Genomic DNA, 19091 nt, shown 5'->3' on the forward strand with positions numbered 1-19091 from the left:
CCGCCGCCGGCCACCCGGCGGCGGCTTCGTTTCCACTACCCATGAACAGGAGGACGTCCATGTCCGCCCAATTGATCTACGACCTGGTCCCGCTCGGCGCGATCATCCGGTTTTCCGACGGCACTCCGCGGCCGCCGGAACGTCACCGCAAGAAGCTCGCAGCCTGGGAACACCGCAACAGCGGCGGCCGGCTGATCCGCAAGCAGGCAGAACGCCGCGTCGGCAACACCGTCATAGCCGCCACCATCACACTGCACGCCGGCGACTATGGCGGCGGCGGGGTTGTGGTCCTTCGCGTCCACCGGACCTTCTCGGTCGACAGCGACCTGAGATTCGTCGTGACCGAACGCCCGAGGGGCGGGGCGGTCCGCGTGCTCAGCCGATCCGGCGAGGACGCCGAACTCGTCTATCTCGCTAGCCGCGCCGGCGCCGAAGCCTGGCTGCAGAGCCACGGCTATCCGGATGCGGTTCTCGACGAGGTGACCGCCGATGCGCCAGCAGCTGACGTCATGGAGGGGAGGACAGCCGCATGACTACGCCCTCACCCCTCACCACCGAGCCGGACTCGGATTCTGGATTTCCCGAGGTCGAGTTCGGCCGCAACGGCGACGGCGATCTCGTCGCTCGCGTCGGCGACACGGCCTTCGCCATGCTGCCGGGACGCGACGGCCGCCATTATCTCGCGACCGGCTGGCGCATCAACCGGCCGATTGCCGAATGGAAGCGCTCTGACTTCTACGGCCATTCCGGCGGGCTCGCCGAGGAGGCGGCGTTCCGCACGAAGGTCGTGGAGAACGCAGAGCATCAGCGCGAGAAGCGTGCGCTCGGCCGTCGCGACATCGGCTCCAATGCGAACACGCCATGGGGTCCGTCGCAGGGTGCAACCGTCTATGCGGAGGGCATTGTCTGCCATTCGGCGGGCCACGGCGGCTTCCATCTCTCGGCCGAGCGCAACCGCAAGGTCAACCCTGTACTGCGCGCTCGGAGCGGCTGGTACGAAGAAGATGAGGCCTGGGCGATCGTGGCGATCACCTTCCCGCATCTGTTCACGGGCTACGAGCGGGGCTGCGCCGAGCGCACCATCAAGGATAGCTGGCCCGATGCGTGGGAGGCGATCTTCGGGACTGTGCTCCAGCCCGGCGAATCCCGCGAGAAGGATCGGCGCGCATTCGAGAAGGAGCACGCCGAGAACTGGATCGTCGTGTCGGCGATCACGTCGGATCAGCAGCCGGGCTTTATTGAAGTCGTCGCCACGCCGGGCGGCAGACGCGGCGCGGGCACCGAGGAGCGACGTTTCCTCGTCCCCTGCGACGAGTACCGGATTGGCCGCTTCGGCTTCGTCGTCGATGAGACCCGCCACCCGGTCTATTCCGGACCATCGAGCTTCATCGGTTGGCAGGGAAGGACGTCGCCATGAAGGCTTCCCCCGAACGCCTCGCCCAGCTTTCGCGCATGGAGGAGGCGCGTCGCCAGACGCAGCGCCAGCTCGACATAATCGACCGGCAGATCATCCGCCGCATGACGGCGCTGATCCCGCAGCTCGGCCGCAAGCGGTCCGGATATCGTCGCGGCAAGCCGCCTGACCCGAGTGCATTCCTCGAACGCTATCGCTCGAACCTCGCGGCGATCACGGCAGAGCGCCAGCCGGAGATCGACGCGCTGTCGCGCAAGCTCGCCCGGCAGGATGCCGCGATCGAAACGCTGCGAACCCGATGCGCGCCGGAGTCTCGCCCCGCTCGTGGCGACCCGGAGTGCGCGCATCGCAAGGATGAATGTCGCAGTCCGGCCGACTGTCGTCCGGGGAAGCGGCATGGCGCTGCGGCCTCGCTAGAGCCTAGGCCGACCTTGCGGCCCGCTCAGGCGGAAACATCTTGAGCTCGGCGCGAAGCTGGCGATCTGCTGGCTCGAACCTTTCCAAAGTTTCGCCAACCCCGGCCCCGGACCCCGTCGGCTCTCCCCTCGGGTTTGCTGCGGTCTGCGCCCCCGGCGGTCCGCTTCAAGGCCAAGTCGCAAGCGACCGGAGACCGCCGATCTCGGCAAGACCCGGCCGCGTCCCGCGCAGGGCTCCAGCAAGCTGAGCCCCGCTTGTCCGCAACCGGGCCTCGCTCGCCTGGCGGTCCCCGGACCTTGAAGCGGCCCTCATCCCGGCGGCGCTCGGCGAGCGCACCCGAAGGGAGGTCCGGCAGGGGCCGGATCGAACCGACGGCGAAACCAGACAAGGAATTCACCATGACCAAACCTGCTCGTTCCTCTCGCGCCAGCGCCCGTGTCATCCCGCTTCGCAAGGGCACCACTCTCGAAATGGTCCGGCTCGCCTGCCCCGACGCGGCGCAGGCACAGCGCATCTCCGAAAGCTTCGGGCTTGCGATCCTGGACAGCGACGGCATCAGCGATCTGCATGAGAGGCTCATCATCGAAACCGCCGACGCGCTCAAGGACGGCCTGAGCGAACGCGCAATGCAGATTCACCTTCAACGGATCGTCGGCGCTTACGTCGGCTCCGCGCACGGCGCCGGCCAGTTCTACACCCGCGCAGTTACCGAAGCGCGAGATGCGACCGCCAAGCTGGCCAACGACGGCCGCGATGAGGACCTCGATGGTCCGGTCGGCTTCGACAGCCAGGCACGGCGCAAGCGTGAGTTCGCCGCCGACATGGGCGTCCAGTCTCACGCGCTTCGCATGGCCGCCGAGGGCGCCGTCGCAGCCTACGAAAAACTGGTCGGCGAGACCTGGAAGCCTTTCGAGCGTCCCGTCGACCCCACGACCGACACCGTCGGCAGGAAGGCGGCCAAGGCACAGATGTCGGCGTTCGACTGATGCCGCCGGGCGGGGCTTCGGCCCCGCCATTCTCTTTCACAGTTCAATGTCGGCCGGTCCATGCGGGCCGGCCTTTTCATGTCGCACGGCGCGACGGCGCAAACGAGCAAAGAGAAATCAATCGGGTTGGACTGCCCCTCACGGCCCGTAGCGGCGTCGGTCGATACTCCGGCCCGCGCGGCAGCGCAACGGCTTTGCCGTCCTCCACTGACGTTCCGGTCCGGCGTCTCTGTCGCCACTCAGACCATCAGCGCCACCGGATGCGCGACCCCGCAGGCCTTCGCAGCGGACCGCCGTGACGGGCCGCGATGGGCGCGGTCTTCAACGGAGACTAGGATCATGACAGGTAAGGAAACGAAACCCCGCGCCGACATCTATGCGCGGATCACCGATCGCATCGTCGCGGACCTGGAGCGCGGCGTACGTCCGTGGGTCAAGCCATGGAATGCGGCCAACGCCGGTGGACGCATCACGCGGCCGCTGCGCCACAACGGCATGCCCTATCAGGGCATCAACGTCGTGCTGCTGTGGTCGGAGGCCGTCGCCCGCGGCTTCACATCACCGATCTGGATGACCTTCAAGCAGTCGCTCGAACTCGGCGGTCACGTTCGCAAGGGTGAGAGCGGAACGATGGTGGTCTATGCCAACAGGTTCACCAAGACCGAGACGGATGAGCATGGCGACGAGGTCGAACGGACCGTTCCGTTCCTGCGCGCCTATACGGTGTTTTGCGTCGATCAGATCGACGACTTGCCGGATCACTATTACGGGCGCCCGGCGCCAAGCATCGCGCCGGGGCAGCGCATTGCGCATGTGGACGGATTCTTCGCCAATACGGGCGCAACCATCCGACATGGCGGCGACAAGGCATTTTTCGCGCCGGCGCTCGATCTCATCCAGATGCCGCCATTCGAGAGCTTTCGTGACGCAGAGAGCTACGCCGCCACACTCGCGCACGAATGCGTGCATTGGACTGCGCCGGCGCACCGCGTCAATCGCGATCTCAGCCGCTACGCGAAAGATCGGAGCGAGCGCGCCCGCGAAGAGTTGGTCGCCGAACTTGGCGCGTGTTTCCTCAGTGCGGATCTTGGTATTGTACCCGAGCTCGAGCCGCGCGCCGATCACGCAAGCTATCTAGCGTCGTGGTTGGAGGTGCTGTCCAATGAGAAGCGCTTCATCTTCTCCGCGGCCGCCCACGCTCAGCGGGCAGTCACCTATCTGCACGATCTTCAACCCAAGCCCGCCGAGATTGACCAAGCGGCATGAGGCGCAACGATCCGCGCCTCGGCTGCTTGCGTTCATCGTTCACCTTTCTAGAAAATGACGAAGGCCTCGCCTCACGGCGGGGCCTTTTTTATGTGCATCGTCATGCGTGTGCTGGTGACTGGAGAGGCGGTGCTTCCCCCCATCCTGAGACGTAGGCGAGATGCGCCTGGCGGATTCTTCTGGCTTCCGAGATGCCCGTCTGCTTCAGGGCCAGCGTCTTTCCGAAGCCGCAGAAGGGCGATGTCATCCACGATGCGACAGTCCGTGGTTGTTACCGCGTCCGCCGGACTGGACGAAAGCTTACGCGGCGCGCGCGAGTGTCTTTCACCAATGCGCCCGTCGTCGTGCCGTGTGGCTTGCGTGTCGCTCAGTCGTATCCTCATCGTTCGGCCTGTCGCGCCCAATGCGTCCTCGATTTGGCATGTCTAACCGAAGGCCGTCGTCGCTGCGCTCCGCCTCGATCAAAAGACCGCAACGGCCGTTCTCGGCTTTCTTCCCCTGGTCGCTGCGCGCCCATTCCTCGCGAGATAAGAAAGCCTCGCCCTGGCCGCCCTCTACTGCGTGGCGGCCCTTCGGGTGCGGCCCGATCGCCTCCGGTCAACGACAGCCATCGAGGTCGCGATGGTCGCGACCCGAGGACACGAACATGGCTGCATCGGCAACTTCACCGTCAACGGCAACGGTTTCCTCGGCACCGTCAAGACCCTCGCGCTGGGCACCGTCAAGACCAAGATCGTTCCGGCCGAACGCACTTCGGACAAGGCCCCGGACTACCGCATCTTCGCGGGCGCGAACATCGAGTTCGGCGCCATGTGGAAGAAGAGGTCTCAGGACACGGGCCGCGAGTACCACTCGGTCAAGCTGGACGACCCGAGCTTCCCGGCTCCGATCTACGCGACGCTGGTCGAGGTCGAAGGCGAGGAAGGCTTCTCGCTCATCTGGTCTCGCCCGAGTCGCGACTGAGACGCCGCGTAGAGGCTCCGCCGCCAGGCGGGGCCTTCACGCGTAGGCGGAAAGGAGAACGATCATGTGCAAGGTCTTGAGGCGCGGACTGTCGGCAAGTACTCAAACGCGGCGCGGATCTATTCGGCCGACCCAGCAAGTGGGGCAATCCGTTTCGTCATCGGATGCGACGGCTCACGCGCGGACGTCATCGCGGAATATCGCGCCTGGATCGGCAGCCTGCGCTGATAAATGCGCTCGGCGAGCTGGCGGCCGCGATCTTGTTGCTGGCGCGCACCGTTCGGGTGCCACGGCGACGTGCTGCTCGAACTTGCCAAAAGGCGCCATCACGCTCGCAGGCGAGATCCGGATAGAGTACCTACCCTGACCGGCAGCCATTCTGCCAACATAAAGAATCCTCGAAGAGCAGATGGCGTTCGGTCGAGTGCCTCGCGCGGAAGCCCGCGAACTGGAGTCTCTTCCCACGACAGCTGCCCTTATGCGGATGTACTAGATAGCTCATCAAGCGCGGACACGAGTACGCGGCTGCACCTGGATGTTTGGCAAGATCTGATCATAAACCTCGACAGCACCGGGCATCTCGACCGTGACTGTCAACCCGAAAGGAATAGGCTCGTCGATCGGTACACCTTGATCCCGCTCTCGCTGAACCTGCACAGGAATTGTTGCAGCGCCGGTGCCGATCCGTTCGTCCCGCCAACGGCGATGAACAATCGTACCGCTCTCCGATTGGCTGTTCGTGGGTTGCCCGGTGACAGTATCGATGCCGGCCATTTCCAGAGCGTCGGCTTGGAACGACGGAATCCGCAGCTTGACCGCTCGATACGCAAGGTAGCCTGGCCGCGTCGGTGCAAGCCAGGCGAGCGTAGCCCGCACTTCTCGCGGGTTGGCATTGCTGCCAAAAATGGCGGGAAGCGGGACGTCGAATGCCATCGACCCTTCAGGTTGAATGGTGCCCGTGGCCCACATCGTCGCTCGGTCCCCCGCGCAGAAGATTGCATCGTCAGGATCGACGAACCCATATCCAAGATGACGGCAGACTTCGCGACGCCAATGCTCATGATGCAGCGCTTCATCAGGATCAATGACCGAGCGAATAAAGGCTTCTGAGCCCCGCCATGAGGCCGTGTGGACAAGTAGAGTCTTCAATAAACAGGCGCGTTGCGGCAGCGACATTCCTGCCAGGACGTCAGGGTAGGCCTCCTCGAGTGCATCAAAAATGCGATGCGCCGAATGGGTGGCAAGCGCCGTGGCGGCGCTCGTGCCCATCGTGAAATGCAGTCCCGCCGTCCCGTTTTCCGGCGGAGCCGCCACCTTCAGCCCCCAAAAACGGCTTGGGAGCGGATGGCTCAAAAGGATCGGAGGCGCGGCAATCGGGTCAAGACGCCCGCGCTGTCGACCACCGGCGAACAGCGCGTCAGGCTTGGTGCTACGGCGCAGACCAGGTCCGAGGCGCGAGGACAAGTTCGGCATCTCTTCGCCGTCATAAGGAACGAAGGGGCTCGCGCCGCGGAAGACTTCGGTCGACGCATCGCGATGCCAGGCACCAATCGTAAGTGCGTTTAGACTATCCGCCGGCGCCAGCAGCCTGCGGTCTGCCTTCATAGCATCAATTCCCCGCAATGCTCCTTCCGCGCGCGCAGCCGTTGTAGCAGCGTCGAAAGCGGCTCCATTTGCGAATTCTGCGAGCGGAATTCCATCGTTGACGTTGCCGGCGCTCACTAGAAAAAGGATGCCGTAGGTGAAAGCAAGATAATCCAAGGCCCGTCCCCAGGTCGAAATCTTTCCTGCGAACGGCTTCGTCTGGTCGCCCAGCGAAAGGTTGACCACGATGACGTGCGGGCCGCCATTGGCGCGCATGCGCATGATGGCCTCGACGATGACGTCGACCACCAGCCTATCGTTGTCGAAGATCTCATCTCCCAATGTCGGTGCGTACATTACTGGCCGGAAGTAGACGCGTCGACTGATCGGACTCGGCGGATCGTTGAGGTCTCCGTGGAGTACAATCGAGGCCATGGCGGTGCCATGCACTCGGGCACCGACAGCCCTCGCCTCCAGATTGGTGGGATCGTCGATCGCGAGCCGATCAGCCAAGAGAGGATGCGCCTGAACTGGAACCGCGTCGAAGATCGCGGCGATCGGATCATCAAGCCGCGCGGCTGGCCTCGCCTGATCCACGGGTGTCCGATCTGCTGCCTCGATCGGCGTACCAAGGCTCTGCGGCACGATCGAAGCCACCGGATCCGCGCCTGCGAGCGAGGCGGGATCAAGGTCGGCAATGCGGCGGATTTCTCCTGCGGGGACGTCGGCCAATACGGCGTGATAGGCAAATTCCGGGCGGCGGGATCGGTCGATGACCGCGCCGCCGCCTTGCCTGATGTGCTCTGCCACGGCAGCCTCGGCGACCTGAGCGACATCGCCTCCCGCGCGAAACACCAGCTCGATTTCGATCCGAACCAGCTCGTTATCAGGTGCGCCGTCTATGCTGTGACGAAAATACTCGCGGTTCTGCGGCGAGACGCGGTCTGCCGGGCCCCACGGGCGCACGCTCCGCATTTGGGCGAACAAGTGTCGCCACGGCCCATAGTTTCGCGGCACTGAACCGGTTCGCTGCCAGCCTTGCCAAAGGGAGAGGATTTCCCGCAATGCGTCGAGCTGCGGGACGAGAAGATAGAACTCGGGATTATCGTCGAACTCGTCGGCGGCTAATTCTTCTTCGCCTGCGAACTCAAGTCCTGCGATTCGTGACACGGCGTTGACGAAATTCTGAATCGAGCCGGTGACTTCAAACACAAGGAGTCGCTCTGGGGCCAACGAGTTGGGGTCGGCACGCAGCTGCAGCGCGGCATCGGGTCGATTGAGGATCGTCTGCAGACGCTGAAAAACTGGACCATGCGCCCGCCCCTGCGCGGCACGATCAAACGTCCGTGCTTGGCTGCCTCCGCCTCCCGACCGGCGCCTTCCGGTGTCTTTCGGATCGTTCAGACGAAGGAGGGGTTTCTCCGGGTCGTGTGGCATCGATTTCTTCCGGCGCGACTCTGGCGGTCCAGAGATTGAGTTGCTCGCTCACGATGTCCCTCAGCGCGCGGTTGCCGAGGGCGAGAATGTGTTGGCGCCGAACGGTCTGACAGAATTCGAGAGCCTCCGCGAAGCTGATGTGTCCCAGGCTAGCGGCAAGCTTGCCGGCTTCAATCCCAGCCGGTTCAGGCCAAGCCTCGAACTGGCGGTCGAGAAAGACAGAAAGTGCGTCGAGCGAGGGTTGCGGCAGCGCTAGCCGCAGTTGAAACCGCCGCCATACGGCGCGATCCAGCAATTCAGCGTGATTCGTCGCCGCGACGGTGACCACGTAGCTCGGCAATTGATCGATCTGCATCAACAGGAACGATACGACGCGCTTGATCTCGCCGGTCTCATGAATGTCGCCGCGCTCTTTGCCGATCGAGTCGAACTCATCGAAGAACAGCACGCAGGGAACTGTTCGCGCGTAGTCGAACAACCTTGCGAGGCGGGTGTTGGTCTCACCGAGATATGAGCCCACGAGTGCATCGTAGCGAACCGTGAAGAATTGCACCGCCAAGGCTTCTGCGATCGCTTCTCCAACAGAGGTTTTGCCGTTGCCGGGCGGCCCGGACAGCAGGACGCGGTGTCGGGGTTGCATGCCATGCGCGCGCAAGAGGTCGGCCCTGTGCTGCTCCTCGACAAGCTGTTTAACCTGCTCGTTGACAGGCAGTGGCAGGATCAACTCGTCAAGGCGGCGTCGAGGCGTACTCTCAAGGATGGTATCCTTGCCCGATTGGCCCGCCGACGGCTGCGTGGCAGGCGGACTGACTGTGACAGTGCTCAACGCGCGTTGGAGACGGTCCGCTAGAATATGGTGGTTCTTGCCGCGCTCCTCGGCAACGATGGCCTCCACCGATGAGCGCAGCGCATTGCGGTCGCCGGTTGCACCGGCGCGGACAATGGAGAGAAGAAGATCGCTTCGGGCCACCGCGCTACATCCGGAAATCGCAAATCAATACGGCAAGACTGGTTAACATTTTGGCGCCCGCTTGACACCTACAATGACGGACTGACCGACCCACATCACAGGAAAGCGAGGCTGCTGGCAACGCTCCGGGCGCCGGGCGTTCCGCGACATCTCGGCTATCATGGTATTCCCAACGCCTGATATCTCGGCCCTCTCCCCGTCGCCTCGCGCAAGCCGAGTTCGGCGACGAGGTTTTGCGCCGCAGGAGGTGTGATTGCGAGCTGCCGCAATCATGCCGGCCGACACGATCGGCCGGGTCAGCACGTAGTCGAGGAGCGCCGGGAGTCTTTGACGTTGCGCGACGGCCTTCGAGCTTACGGCCGAGCAGGTTTCTGGTCATCGCATCGTGGTCCTTGCAGCCGTCTTCGGCGGCGGCCGTCATTGCTTCGGGCTGTACGGCGAGCTGCGCAGCGGCATTGCGCGGCCGGCGGCGCTCCTCGACCGAGGCGAAGGTGGCGGCGAGTCGTGGGTCAGTCTCGATGGACCTGAGTGCCAAGTCTGATTCCGTCGGGTCCGGGTCGTCCAACGCGTCCCTTACCCACTCCCCTTTGTTTCTTCCGGTCGCTCGTCTCGTCGCCTCCCATCCCCTCCCCTAGGGTGCCCGGTCCGCCGCGGCCCCGCAGGCTGGCAAGCCCGGTGATCGAATGCGCCCAGCCGGCCTCTTCCCTGAGATGCGGCGGCGGGTCCGCAGCACGGTATGGGCGCGAATGAGCTCGTGGGTCGGTGCGCGGATGTCCATGCTGGCGTCATGGAGGACCAGATCTTCCATGTGGACGAGCTCGCCGTCGGGCCACAGACAGGCCAAAGCATCAGTATGGGCGCGTGATAGCCGCTGGTGCATGTCATTCAAATGTATTACATTTCACTGCGAATGAGAATAGGAGGTTGCCATGGCTTCGAATGCCTTGGTCCAAACCCGCATCGATACGGACGTGAAGGAAAAGGCCACCGCGCTTCTGGGAAACATGGGTCTCACGGTATCAGACGCCGTGCGGATCCTGCTGACGCGCACGGCCAATGAAGGGATGCTCCCGCTGGAACTCGTGAGCAACAGCCAAGCTTACGATACCTGGTTTCGTGAGAAGGTGCGCCAGGCGTTGGCCGACACGCGGCCTGATATCGATGATTTCAAGGTCGAAGCGCATTTCGCACAACGCCGAGCCGCCGCGTTTCGAAAAGCGCCGGAACAGGAACGGTGAAACTCGTCTGGTCGCGCTTCGCGTTGTCCGATTGCGACAGCATTTTCAGCACATCGAGGCCGAGAATCCTCGTGCGGCGGTCCATGTCGACGAACAGATTGCGAATGCCGCGCGGCGCCTGCTCGACTTTCCGGATAGCGGTCGGCAGGGGCGTGTCGCTGTAACGCGCGAGTTGGTCATTCCGCGTACATCTTATGTCGCGGCGTACTGGTCGGCGGCGATACCGTTCGCGTCTTGCGCGTGCTCCATGGCGCGCAGATGTGGCCGGACGAACTTACCCACGACGATCGAGGCGGCTCCGTACAGTATCGTGCGACCAGCTGGGCGGGCAAGTTTCGATTTATTGCCTATATCGTAGGTTGGCTACGACAAGTACGATCAAACTAAATCTTCAAGCCTTCATCTCGCGTGCGTGCCGGACGAATAAAGGCCTTGGTCAGCGTCTCGAGCGTGACCGGAGTTTTCATATACCCTCGGGCACTGGAAACGGCCGCTGCGCTCATCTGGCGAAACGGTCTTTCTGCCGAGCGTTCACAGCACGGACTTTCGCCTCTACAGGACGCCCCACGCCCGGTAGCGTCCCCGCCCGGTCGCCTCGCGCAGGCCGAGCTCGGCGACCAGGTTTTGGGCAGCACGGGGAGTGATCCCGAGTTCCGCCGCGATCATGCCCGCCGAGACGATCGGCCTCGTCAGCACGTAGTCGAGGAGAGCCGGCAGTTTTGAAGTGGCGCGACGGCCGGCGAGTTTTCGGGCGAGCAGGTTTCTGGTCATCAGCCAGCGGTCGTGATCCTTGCGGCCAGACTCGGCGGCGGCCGTCATGGCCTCGAGTTGCACGACCAAACGCGCTGCGGCGTCGCGTGGCCGCCGGCGCTCACGCGGAATGCTCTTCAGCCCAGCATGCAGGCACGGCAGATGCGATCGCGTTTTGCCGCGGTCTCTCAGCAACGCCGCGGCGAGCAGGCGGCCGAGCCAAGGCGTGTGCTCGAGCGGTTCGATCTCACCCCATGCGTCGGCGGCAATTGCCCCCGCCAGGGTCGGTGGCAAGCCGCGAGTCTGGTCAACCACATCGCGCCAGTGATCGAGGCGTTCCTCCTCATCCCAGTCGGGATCGTAGATGAGAGAATCCCGCTCCGGCCGAAACCGAGTCTCGTCGGCAAGCCTGCGCTCCGCCCTGGTGTTTGCGGCGTCGACGGCAGCGAAGGCGGAGGCCAGATGGGGATCGGCCTCGATGGCACCGAGCGGCTGTTCGAGATCCTCCTCGTCCCGCTCGGGAGCCTCGTCGATCTCAAAACCTCCCTCACCTTCCTTCCGGTTGCTCGTCTCCTGCTCTCGCTCGCCCCGCCCACGGAGGCTGGAGAGCCCCGGAGCCGATAGAGCCCAATCGGGCTTCGCCTCGGCGATGCGCCGACGAGCGCGCAGCACAGCGTGAGCGCGAGTCAGTTCATGGGTGGGAGCGCGGACATCCATGCCGGCGTCGTGAAGCACGAGGTCTTCGAGGTGGACAAGTTCGCCGTCCAGCCACAAACTGGCGCAGGCATCGGTGAAGTGTGTCCGGCTGATTGCGCCGTCGCGGATTGGGCTTTTGGCCAGCCGCTCGTCGAAGCGGGCCACGGCATCCTCGGCCGCGGCGAGCGGCCCGGCGAGCTGGGCCCAGGGCAGCGGATCTGGGATTCTGTAGGTGGTCAGCAAGGCCCTGATAACCTTAATGGGAACCAGCGAAACGGAAGCTAACACGGCTTTTGTTTCCGTCATAGCGATGTCGGTTCCAGACCCTCTCGGGATTGAATCGCCTCACAATCAACGAGCTCTGGCGACCCAAGCCGGGCTAGCCGCCGGCGCGCCAAACCGCCGAGAGGATCCCTTCCCTCTCCGGAACGCCGTCGGCCGCCGTCCGCGCTCAGACGTCCTCGTAGGTAAGGTCAACTGTCGTCACGGCAATTGGGCTGGCTTCCCAGCGCAGGTTTGGTGGCCCCCGCGAATCAACGTTCATTACTTCTGCCACGCTCAGGCCCGCTTCGATAGTAGCGCTTGTCAGCCGCCTCGATAATCGGCGCCCTTGAACATCACCGGTTCGCCGAGATGGCGGGCGCAGGCTAGGCGAAACAGTCGCTAGAATTGAGCCGTGCGGGTGTCGACCCTTGCCGTAGCGGTTGTATGCTTCGAGCGCGATGCGGGCTGTTTCGGGCGCAACGTTCACCATTTTGATTTCGATCAGCGCGAGATAACTCTCGACCGCTTCGGCCGCCGCGGCGATCGGCAGATTGAGCTCGCGGGCCGATGGCAATCGCCGCCTCCCAGACGGCCAGCGGCGAAGTCAGCCGGGCTGTGCTTGCTGCAAGCGCGCTAGCAACTCGCGCGCCTCGTCTTCGTCGGTCAGCATCGTGGTGAGCGCCGAAGCGTCAATGAACATCAGGAATCCTCGTACAGGCTGTCGCGGAACGCCTTGTCAGCAGCCTTGCCCCTCTGCGGATTGCCCCTGGCCCGGAGATCGCGACAAAACTGTACGCCCAGGTCGACCAAGGTAGGCTTACCCTGCTCACGCTCCAGCTCATGGGCAAGCGCGTGCACAGCCTCGGTGAGGCCGATCTTCTTGAGCGCGGCGACCCTGCGTGCCAGCGTGTCGGTCTTGGGATTCTTAACATGGAAGGCCATCGGGCGCTCCTCTATCCGCCGCCGTGTATCCTTACATACTGCGTCGGATACACCACTTGAAGGGCAACCCCAATGCTCGCCATGGCCTCCTCACGGCAGCTAGCGGCATTCTGATGGTTAACCCCCGTCGGACCAGTACGCTCAACAGACTGGTCGGAATTGCTGGTCGTTCTGTGCTGCGTCCAGCCCCGCGGTACGGCGCCAAGGCCGTGCGACCTTGAGGGTCACTGGATTGGGTTGCCTGATCTGGATCGGCTCGGCTCCTGCGTCGGGGAATGAATCTTGAAAAGAGCGCCTGCTCCTCGGATTCCAAGCGCGCACTTGAGGCTCACAATTTCCTTCAGCGTGTTGACCGCGGTCAACTTTCGATGTTCGGGCGCGCAAAGGTGGGACGTGTAGGTGTGATAATACCGCAAACCGGAGGTGGGGGATTCGTGCATTGCATGGGCTGCGCGCGTCGCTAGGAGGAACAAATTCGGCTTTCTGCACCCAAGAAAAGTTGACCGCGGTCAACATTTCCCATGCATCGCATTACGCGACCCTCGCTGGACGTTGGGGCGTGGAGCCGTCCACGTCCGAACCGGTTGCAAAATTGACATTTGGGGCCAAGGGTTCTTTGACCACCAAGCCTAAGTCGACCGAAATCGCAAATTCCGAGATTGGCCTAGCGGACATGGTCGAGCAGAGCGGGGTGGGCAGGTCTGTTAAAAGCCTGCCGGCCTTTGCCGCACCATGAGAATCGAATTCCAAAGAGCCTTCCGCGCATCGCCCCCGGCAGGTAGAAGATGCGAGAATCGCCTGGGCGGTCCTAAGAGCACCTCGGAAAAATCGCCGAGCAAAGAGATTGGCTCGTGGGTATCCGTCCAATTTCCCACTGGTACGAGACTAGATCGAAACCACATTTCGGTCGGCCCATCGATGATGGTGATGAGGTCCTGCGCTGTCTCGCCGTCGTATGGCATCTTCTCGCAGTTGGCCCAGACGATGCGGGGAGAGCGGCCCGAATGGTCGCCAAAGCGGGCTCAGCCCGCGAAGAAAGTTGGCGGCGCCCCGTAGAGTTTGCACTTCACCGCTGCAACGGATGGATCGGGAGTCTTCGATAGAGGGATGCCTCGCTTAATTCCATCGCTCGCGATCCAAGATTTCCTTTCCCAGACAAAGACTGCATCGAGCTGGCAGCAGCCTATCGCTCGGCGGAAGAAATCTTCTATGCTTACCATGGATTCTGAACTTCCACGGCAGCATGCTGGCGGCTTTAGGAGGCGCAATTTCGTCGCCGATGGCCGAGTGACGGCGTTGGGCAGGGTGCTCAAAGTGTCGACGTCGACCAGTCTGGCAGAGACCACTTCGGTGACGGAGATTGCGGTGAGAACATCGCCGAACAGGGGATCGCCGCTCACCGCACGGTTGCTTCCTCGTTGAAGCGCGATGCATGAGGAACTCGGCCTTTGCGCGACTGGTTCGTTGGCCTTGCCCCCGGCAGGCCCGTAGTCCTTAATGTCTCGTTAACCCTTTCTTCATTGCCGAGCGGTAGAGAATCTGAGTTACTAACGCCGAATGTAGAGTTTTCGGCAAAATGTCGTAACCACGAGATGCCGCCGTGTCTTTGACAGAACAAACTGTCGCCGATCATTCGGCGTTAAATGAGCCTCGCGCGATCCATGAACTGATCGCTGCGGACGCTCGCGAGCTGTCCGCGAAGCTTGTCGCCCACAGACTCAAACTCTTCCCGCCGAAAGCCGCCAAAACGTTACGTCGATTCTCGTCCGGCGAAGCGGCCAAGTTGATCGGCGTGAACGACTCCTATTTGCGGCAGTTGTCGCTCGAGAAGAAGGGGCCCGATCCCGAGATCGGCCCGGCCGGCCGACGTCTCTATTCCTTGGGCGACATCCAGGCCCTTCGGACTTATCTCGACGAGACCGGAAAGGCCTCGCGTCGATATCTGCCGACGCGCAGGGAAGGGGAGCATCTGCAGGTCATAGCTGTCGTTAACTTCAAGGGCGGTAGCGGCAAGACCACCAGCGCGGCGCACTTGGCCCAGCATCTCGCCTTGCAGGGATACCGCGTTCTTGCCGTTGACCTCGATCCCCAAGCGTCCTTGTCGGCTCTGCACGGATACCAGCCCGAATTCGACGTCGAAGAGAACGGCACCTTGTATGGCGCCATCCGCTACGACGACAGCCGCCGCGAATTGAGCGACATCATCCGACGGACCTACTTCCCGCTCCTGGATATCGTGCCAGCGAACATCGAACTGATGGAATTCGAGCACGAGACGCCCAAGGCTCTGGCCCAGCGGCAGTCCGGAGATCCACTCTTCTTCGCAAGGGTGGCGACGGTGCTCGGGTCGGTGGAGGCGAACTACGACGCCGTTGTCATTGATTGTCCGCCCCAACTGGGATTCCTCACGCTGTCGGCACTATGCGCCGCGACCGCAGTCCTCATCCCGGTGCATCCCCAGATGCTCGACGTTATGTCGATGTCGCAGTTTCTTCTAATGACCTCGGACTTGTTGGAAGTCGTCGCGAAAGCCGGCGGCAACATGAATTACGATTGGATGAGATATCTCGTTACGCGCTACGAACCCGGCGACGGTCCGCAGGCGCAGATGGTCGGCTTCATGAGATCGCTTTTCGGCGACCGCATGATCACAAACATGATGCTGAAAAGCACCGCAATCAGCGACGCCGGCATCACCAAGCAAACCCTCTACGAGGTGCCGCGCGAACAGTTCACGCGATCGACCTACGACCGCGCGATGGAGTCACTCGACGGCGTCAATGGGGAAATCCAGAACCTCATGCAAGCGGCCTGGGGGAGAGCCTGATGGGACGCAAGAACCTACTCAGTGATCTGCTGAGCGATGCCAAGCCGGCCGCTCCCAATGCGCCGCCGGCCGAGGAGGGGAGGGCACCCCACCCGACCCTCGGTGGGCGTGGCGTCGTCGGAGCCATGAGTCGATCGCTTGAGCGATTGACGGCAGAGAGCGAAGCGGCGAAAGCGCTGGCCGATCGGTTCGCTAATGGCGAGACAGTGCTCGAAATCGATCCCTCGCTGATCGATGCATCTGTCGTGCCCGACCGGATGCCTGGTACGGACGAGGAGCATGAGGCTCTGGTCGAATCGATCTCCGCCAACGGCCAGCTCGTTCCCGTTCTACTGCGTCCTCATCCAAGTCAGCCGGCCCGCTACCAAACGGCTTACGGTCATCGCCGGGTGAGGGCGCTGAAGGCACTCGGACGGCCGGTCCGTGCGGTCATCAGGAAGATGACCGACGAAGAACTCGTGGTGGCGCAAGGCAAGGAGAACGGCGAACGGAAGGATCTTTCGTTCATCGAGAGGGCAATCTACGCCGTCACTCTCGAGGACCGCGAGTTCAAGCGTGACACGATCGGCTCCGCCCTTAGCGTCGATAAGACCGAACTTTCCCGCCTGATCTCGGTCGGCCGCGCCATTCCGCGTGCGCTGATCGAGGCAATCGGCCCCGCCCCGAAAACTGGCCGGAGACGATGGATGGAGCTCGAAGCCTTGCTCCAGGGCAAGGATGCAATTGGCGACTTGGCGCCACTGATCTCGAGCCAGGCCTTTCGCAGTAAAGATTCCGATGCGCGCTTCCTTGCCGTATGCGCAGCGCTTGCGCCCAGGCCACAGCGAGCGGAACCTGAATCGTGGACATCTGCCGATGGCAAGGCAGTCGCCTCGATCGACCGCAAAACGGAAAAGACCACCCTCGCGGTAAACGAGAAGGTTGCCCCGGGCTTCGGCGAATTTGTCGTAGGACGGCTAGGTGAACTCTATGTGGAGTACCTCAAAGGAACTGCGTAAGCGCGCTTCCCGAGGCTCCTGCAGAACATGGCGCAGCCAGCAAAGAAGGCTTGCCGGGCGATCAGTAGGCGTATCGATTTTCAACAGAGGAGTAGAACGCAAAGAAAAAGGCCCCCGAAACGTCTCCGCCCGGAAGCCTTCTCTAACGTGTAAGCAGCCTTAGAGAATCACGGACGCGAATCCTAGTCAAGCGTATTTGCTGCGGTATCGATTCGCCGAGCGCTTTTTCTTTGCCTGAATAGGCGAAGAACATGATCGACAGTCACCCAACCACGCCCTTCGGGCGGCGCGCGCTGACGCTTGCCATGATGGCAAGCCAGGCGGCCGCGAAGGCATGCCCTGAAGGCAGAGTAGTTCACAAGTGGAAGATCTTCCGCGCGATCACCGATGCGAGGGAGCGGCTCGATATCTCGGATCGTGCGTTGACCGTGCTCAACGGCTTGCTGACGTGTCTACCGGAGACGGCTCTCACCCCTGGCAACCTCGTTGTCTTTCCGTCGAACGCGTCTCTGAGCGAGCGCACGCACGGCATGGCAGGGACCACGCTCCGCCGGCATCTCTTCGCGCTGGTCAACGCGGGACTCATCATCCGCCGCGATAGCCCCAATGGAAAGCGATACGCTCGGCGATCTGGCGATGGCACAATCGAGCAGGCGTTCGGGTTCGATCTGACGCCGATCGTGGCGCGGGCCGATGAGTTCGAACGTCTGGCCGAGGAGGTAAGGATCGAGCGTCGCACCGTCGCCTTGGCGCGGGAGCGTGTCTCGATACTCCGGCGGGATATAGCCAAGATGATTGCCGTCGCGGCGGAGGAGGGGGCCCAGGGCGACTGGGGGGATGTCCGGAGGCGCTTCGCAGGCCTCAGTGGCCGCTTGCCACGACTGGTCGGACTAGGCCTCCTCGAGCCTCTTGCCGAAAGCCTGGAGCGCCTTGCCGCAGAGGCGGGCAAGCTGTTGGATTCCCACCTCTTTGCACAGAAAACGGACGGCAATGACAACCATTCCGGCGCGCACTATCAGAATTCAAATCCAGACCCCTCTATTGAACTTGAACCAGCCTCTCAAGAAGGCGGGGGGGCGATCAGTGAAACCCAACCGGTGTCGGAGAGGAGGAGCCAACAGACGACGGGATTCCCGTTGGGGATGATCCTCAAGGCTTGCCCCGACATCGCGATGTACTCACGGACAGGGATCGGAAGCTGGCCCGAATTCATCGCGACGGCCGCAATCGTTCGATCGGCGCTGGGGGTCAGCCCGAGCGCCTGGGAAGACGCCGTGGACGCGATGGGGGAGGGCGATGCAGCGGTGACCGTCGCCGCGATCCTGCAACGGTCGGCGGAAATCAAAAGTCCCGGCGGCTATCTACGGGGTCTGACGGCTAAAGCTAGGGCCGGGAACTATTCCATCGGACCGCAGATCATGGCGCTCTGGAAGAAGCAAAAGACTGCAAATCATGAACAGGCTTCCTAGCAGCGAGCTGGCGTTCCGACGCCCTGCGACTGGCGACTGCGTCTCAGGAACGGCGGGACGCGAACTGCACTGTGGGCGCGATTGAAGTGTTCGATGGTTGGATAGAACCGATGCCGCTGCCGGAGGGCGCGGGAGGCGGTGCGATGTGAAGAAAGGAGACGGGGAGTGCCAGAACATAGACTAACGGCGCGCCCACGATGTGGCGGTGAGGCAGCCCACGATCTGCGCTGCGACCTTTTCTCTAGGACTCGCCGGAGCCGGCGAACAGCACCGTCGGTGGCGTTGCGTGCGGCGGCGGGATGGACCGTCCGCCTGGTGATCCTGGTTTGCTCTTGAGGTCGTATCGCTGGGCCAGGTCGAGTAGTCACCGCTTGGTGAACGGGTCCGCGTTCTCGGCCAGATCGCGCGCCCGCTTCGCGAAGCCCCTATAAAAGTCTTCCACGACGCCACCCCCGCAACATCACTGAAAACTGGATTTCAGTGCGGGACGCGCTCCGCGTCAAGCGGTCTGGTGCATACGGACAAGTTTTGGCGATCTACTTGAGCTCGCGGCGCACCGGGAACTAGGTTCCGGCAGGGAAAGCCATGACTCCGCTCTGCCTGAGCCGGAAGCTGTGCCCCAAGTGCGGGAAACCGATGACGGTTGTGCCCGACGACGTCGCGCCGGGCCGGCCGCGCTACGTCTGCTTGGCCTGCGAAAACGATCCGCTGCGCGAACCCGCTGCCCGGAAATGGGCCGAAAGCCCGCTGCGGCCGCCGGCCAAGTAATGTTCGATGTCAATCGGCATTGGACTGGGACCCCCGATCGGCATCCAAAGGGGACCCCTTTGATCGACGCGTTCTGCCGGTAGCGCTCGGCTCGTCGGAGCT

Annotated in this window: 16 protein-coding genes and 3 pseudogenes; 12 read left to right on the forward strand and 7 right to left on the reverse strand. The window is 62.9% G+C overall.

The genetic code is table 11. The features are described from left to right. Positions 1-59 precede the first annotated feature (59 nt). The 6 genes from GGD61_RS37125 to GGD61_RS37150 all read left to right on the forward strand — a co-directional run bounded on the left by GGD61_RS37125 (position 60) and on the right by GGD61_RS37150 (position 5046). The gene (locus tag GGD61_RS37125) at positions 60-533 is read left to right on the forward strand and encodes a hypothetical protein (protein ID WP_183232209.1); all 474 of its coding nucleotides are present in this window, start codon (positions 60-62) and stop codon (positions 531-533) included. Beyond that, a complete protein-coding gene (locus tag GGD61_RS37130; protein ID WP_183232210.1) occupies positions 530-1417 on the forward strand; it encodes a DUF7007 domain-containing protein in 888 nt (295 codons plus the stop codon). The genes GGD61_RS37125 and GGD61_RS37130 overlap by 4 nt, the downstream gene beginning before the upstream one ends. Further along, the gene (locus GGD61_RS37135) at positions 1414-1875 is read left to right on the forward strand and encodes a hypothetical protein (RefSeq protein ID WP_183232211.1); all 462 of its coding nucleotides are present in this window, start codon (positions 1414-1416) and stop codon (positions 1873-1875) included. The genes GGD61_RS37130 and GGD61_RS37135 overlap by 4 nt, the downstream gene beginning before the upstream one ends. Before the next feature lie 354 nt (positions 1876-2229). Then, on the forward strand, positions 2230-2817 hold the full coding sequence (locus GGD61_RS37140; protein WP_183232212.1) for a hypothetical protein: 588 nt from the start codon (positions 2230-2232) through the stop codon (positions 2815-2817). 339 nt (positions 2818-3156) lie between these two features. Then, the gene (locus GGD61_RS37145) at positions 3157-4083 is read left to right on the forward strand and encodes an ArdC family protein (RefSeq protein ID WP_183232222.1); all 927 of its coding nucleotides are present in this window, start codon (positions 3157-3159) and stop codon (positions 4081-4083) included. Between the two features lie 621 nt (positions 4084-4704). Continuing rightward, positions 4705-5046: a DUF736 domain-containing protein gene (locus GGD61_RS37150; protein WP_183232213.1), complete on the forward strand. Its 342-nt coding sequence runs from the start codon at positions 4705-4707 to the stop codon at positions 5044-5046. A gap of 501 nt (positions 5047-5547) precedes the next feature. On the opposite strand, the gene GGD61_RS37155 is transcribed toward GGD61_RS37150, so the two are convergent. The 4 genes and pseudogenes from GGD61_RS37155 to GGD61_RS41740 all read right to left on the reverse strand — a co-directional run. After that, positions 5548-7842 carry a S8 family peptidase gene (locus GGD61_RS37155; RefSeq protein ID WP_183232214.1) on the reverse strand — a complete coding sequence of 765 codons (2295 nt, stop codon included), beginning with the start codon at positions 7840-7842 and terminating at the stop codon, positions 5548-5550. A gap of 124 nt (positions 7843-7966) precedes the next feature. After that, positions 7967-9037, reverse strand: coding sequence for an AAA family ATPase (locus GGD61_RS37160; RefSeq protein ID WP_183232215.1), 1071 nt, complete (start codon positions 9035-9037; stop codon positions 7967-7969). A 158-nt stretch (positions 9038-9195) separates the two neighbouring features. Further along, positions 9196-9310 (reverse strand): annotated as a pseudogene (locus GGD61_RS40920) (helix-turn-helix domain-containing protein). A gap of 350 nt (positions 9311-9660) precedes the next feature. Beyond that, positions 9661-9902, reverse strand: a pseudogene (locus GGD61_RS41740) (hypothetical protein); the annotation flags it as partial. A gap of 64 nt (positions 9903-9966) precedes the next feature. Here GGD61_RS41740 and GGD61_RS37170 point away from each other — a divergent pair. Both GGD61_RS37170 and GGD61_RS37175 read left to right on the forward strand, forming a co-directional pair. Beyond that, complete coding sequence (locus tag GGD61_RS37170; protein WP_183232216.1) at positions 9967-10275, forward strand: type II toxin-antitoxin system RelB/DinJ family antitoxin; 309 nt, start codon at positions 9967-9969, stop codon at positions 10273-10275. Then, positions 10272-10551 (forward strand): annotated as a pseudogene (locus GGD61_RS37175) (type II toxin-antitoxin system RelE/ParE family toxin); the annotation flags it as partial. The gene GGD61_RS37170 and the pseudogene GGD61_RS37175, both read left to right, overlap by 4 nt. A 276-nt stretch (positions 10552-10827) precedes the next feature. On the opposite strand, the gene GGD61_RS37180 reads toward GGD61_RS37175, so the two are convergent. The 3 genes from GGD61_RS37180 to GGD61_RS37190 form a co-directional block, all read right to left on the reverse strand. Beyond that, complete coding sequence (locus tag GGD61_RS37180; RefSeq protein WP_183232217.1) at positions 10828-12027, reverse strand: RHE_PE00001 family protein; 1200 nt, start codon at positions 12025-12027, stop codon at positions 10828-10830. A 145-nt stretch (positions 12028-12172) separates the two neighbouring features. Next, entirely contained in the window at positions 12173-12559 is a 387-nt protein-coding gene (locus tag GGD61_RS37185) for a type II toxin-antitoxin system VapC family toxin (protein ID WP_246786146.1), read from the reverse strand. Between the two features lie 125 nt (positions 12560-12684). Further along, entirely contained in the window at positions 12685-12927 is a 243-nt protein-coding gene (locus GGD61_RS37190) for a type II toxin-antitoxin system VapB family antitoxin (protein WP_183232218.1), read from the reverse strand. A 1606-nt stretch (positions 12928-14533) separates the two neighbouring features. Between GGD61_RS37190 and repA the strand changes: the two genes are divergently transcribed. The 4 genes from repA to GGD61_RS41325 all read left to right on the forward strand — a co-directional run bounded on the left by repA (position 14534) and on the right by GGD61_RS41325 (position 18989). Then, positions 14534-15754 (forward strand): plasmid partitioning protein RepA, encoded by a 1221-nt coding sequence (repA, locus tag GGD61_RS37195; protein ID WP_183232223.1) that lies wholly within the window; start codon positions 14534-14536, stop codon positions 15752-15754. After that, positions 15754-16752 carry a plasmid partitioning protein RepB gene (gene repB, locus GGD61_RS37200; RefSeq protein WP_183232219.1) on the forward strand — a complete coding sequence of 333 codons (999 nt, stop codon included), beginning with the start codon at positions 15754-15756 and terminating at the stop codon, positions 16750-16752. Before repA ends, repB begins: the two co-directional genes overlap by 1 nt. Before the next feature lie 254 nt (positions 16753-17006). Beyond that, positions 17007-18221 (forward strand): plasmid replication protein RepC, encoded by a 1215-nt coding sequence (repC, locus tag GGD61_RS37205; protein WP_183232224.1) that lies wholly within the window; start codon positions 17007-17009, stop codon positions 18219-18221. A 636-nt stretch (positions 18222-18857) separates the two neighbouring features. Beyond that, complete coding sequence (locus tag GGD61_RS41325) at positions 18858-18989, forward strand: hypothetical protein (RefSeq protein WP_283814579.1); 132 nt, start codon at positions 18858-18860, stop codon at positions 18987-18989. The last annotated feature ends 102 nt before the right edge of the window (positions 18990-19091 follow it).

Origin of the sequence: Bradyrhizobium sp. SBR1B (assembly GCF_014198205.1) — a bacterium.
In the GTDB taxonomy this organism is placed as follows: Bacteria; Pseudomonadota; Alphaproteobacteria; order Rhizobiales; family Xanthobacteraceae; genus Bradyrhizobium.